This is a genomic window from Parvibaculum sp. (assembly GCF_035511255.1).
Taxonomy (GTDB): Bacteria; Pseudomonadota; Alphaproteobacteria; order Parvibaculales; family Parvibaculaceae; genus Parvibaculum.
Genome location: NZ_DATKFR010000504.1, coordinates 1 through 2204 on the forward strand (window position 1 = coordinate 1; position 2204 = coordinate 2204).

The 2204-nt window shown below is 61.8% G+C and carries 3 protein-coding genes and 1 pseudogene; 1 reads left to right on the forward strand and 3 read right to left on the reverse strand.

Annotated features, from left to right (window positions below; all coding sequences use genetic code 11):
• A partial coding sequence (locus VMR03_RS18620) for an agmatine deiminase family protein (protein WP_325407915.1) occupies nucleotides 1-588 on the forward strand: 588 nt, incomplete at its 5' end.
• Nucleotides 589-608: 20 nt separating this feature from the next.
• On the opposite strand, the gene VMR03_RS18625 is transcribed toward VMR03_RS18620, so the two are convergent.
• From VMR03_RS18625 to VMR03_RS18635, 3 genes and pseudogenes are all read right to left on the reverse strand, one after another.
• Complete coding sequence (locus tag VMR03_RS18625; RefSeq protein WP_325407917.1) at nucleotides 609-1322, reverse strand: GGDEF domain-containing protein; 714 nt, start codon at nucleotides 1320-1322, stop codon at nucleotides 609-611.
• Between the two features lie 159 nt (nucleotides 1323-1481).
• Nucleotides 1482-1673: a hypothetical protein gene (locus tag VMR03_RS18630; protein ID WP_325407919.1), complete on the reverse strand. Its 192-nt coding sequence runs from the start codon at nucleotides 1671-1673 to the stop codon at nucleotides 1482-1484.
• A gap of 84 nt (nucleotides 1674-1757) precedes the next feature.
• A pseudogene (locus VMR03_RS18635) lies at nucleotides 1758-2204 on the reverse strand (hypothetical protein); the annotation flags it as partial.

A 2204-nucleotide genomic window follows, 5' to 3' on the forward strand; every position in this document is an offset into this window, starting at 1 on the left:
TCCATTTGCGCCGACGGCTATGGGACCTTGCTGACGACCGAAGAATGCCTCTTCAACGAAAACCGCAATCCCGAGCTGACGCGCCAGCAGATCGAGGAACGTCTCGCGCTCTATCTCGGCATTCGCCGGATCGTCTGGCTCGATCAGGGACTCGAAGACGACGAAACTGGCGGCCATGTCGACATGATCGCCTGCTTTGCCGGCCCGGGCCGCGTGACGCTCCATATGCCGGAAGACCGGAGCGATCCGAATTTCATGCGCATGCGGGAAAACAGGTTGCGCCTCGAAGCCGCGCGCGACGCGAGCGGCAAAAAGCTTGAAGTCATCGAACTGCCGCAGCCCAAGCACCAGTTCCGCCGCGGCGATGGCCGCAGGCTCACGACGTCCTACGTGAATTTCTATATCGCCAATGGCGGCATCGTCATGCCGGCTTTCGACGATCCGCATGACGAGGCGGCGGCCCGCATCGTGGCGGAAGTCTTCCCAGACCGTGAAGTGGTGCAGGTGCCGGCGCTTGAGATCGCGGCAGGTGGCGGCGTCATCCACTGCATCACGCAGCAGCAACCGAAGGGCCAGGCCGTAAAATAACAAGGCGCTAAAGTGAAGCTTCAGCCGTTGATGATCATGCGCGCGGCGCGGCTGCCCTTATTCTTGTCGGCATACATGGCGGCATCGGCGCGGGCGAGCAGTTCCGCCTGCTCGGAATTCGCATCGTAATAGGCAAAGCCGAGGCTCGCGCGAAGGGTGATGATGTTCCTGCCGTGGGACAAGGAAATCTTGCCGATGCCGCGCACCAATCCGCGCGCGCGTTCCCGCGCCGGCGCGTTCTGCGCGCGCACGAACAGCACGGCGAATTCATCGCCGCCGATACGCGCGGCATAGTCCGTCGCCCGGATATTCCGTTTCAGATAGCGGCCAACCGCGCGCAATACGTCATCGCCGGTCGAATGCCCATGACGATCGTTGATCTCCTTGAAGCCGTCGAGATCGATATAGGCGAGGAGGCCGGCCTCGTCATAGCGCGCGGCGCTCAGCAGATTTCGCTGCAGGATGCCCTCGAAGCCGCGCCGGTTGAGAAGTCCCGTCAGTTCATCGGTGATCGCCAGCGCTTCGAGCTGTGCCACCCGCGCATTGAGTTCCATGAGGCGGCTTTCGGCTTCCGCCGCATAGTTCAGTGCGTGAGAAAGAATGCGCCGTGCGTCATTCGCGATATGAGGCTTGCTGAGCGTCTGCCGGAAACGCATCGTCGGCGCGTCCCCGATCGAGAGGACGGCATCTTCCAGCGACTCCGCCGCATTGGTGTTCGATTTGCCACGTCTCATCGTCTTGCCCCTTGGCCTTCATCGTCGCAACGGGCAACTCAAAGCAAGGGCCTTGCCAAAGACATTAGCGATGAAAGATCAATGTCTTAAAACGTGTGTTCGAGCGTAAGTGCCCGGCACATTTTGCCGACCGGACGGAGCGTGCCGGGTGATGGAGGTTCAGCTCGCGTGGAAAATGGTCAACGCCGTCCGGACCACGATGATGACCACGAAAACGACGGTGAGCGTCGCGAGCGTCTCCCAAAAGACGTCGACAGGGCGGGGCAAATCGTCTGCCTCGTCCAGTGGCCGGAGCCCTTTATCCTTCGTCGACTGGACGGGGGCATAGGGGTGAATATCGCGTTCCTGCATGACGGGGTCCGACTTGTTTCGACCCCACTTTGTTCCTCCGGCGCATAAAAATTCGAGACGGATGACCGCCGACTTTCATCAAGATCAATGCTCCGAGATCGGCGCGGCACCGTCACTAAGGATGACGGTCTTGCAGAAGGGCACGATCACGAGCGCGCCGACGAACATGATCGCCATCAGGAGAAACACGTTCTGGAAGGCAAGCGTCAGCGCCTGCTGGCCGACGAGCCGCGCGACTTCCCCCTCGACCATCAGCCGCGCATGGGCGGCGTCCGGCGTGAAACCCGAGATGCGCGACGCGGCGGCGTTGAGCGCATTGAGCCCATGCGTCGTGACGTCCTCGCCGAGCCGTGCAGCGTTGATGCGACCAAAATCCTGCAACCAGGTCGTGACGGTCGCGATCCCGACCGCGCCGCCGAGATTGCGCATCAGATTGAAAAGGCCGGAGCCGAACCGCAGCTCGTCTGGCCCGAGTCCGTTGAGGGCCATGCCGACGGAAGGGACGATGCAGAGCAGCAGCGCAAAGCCACG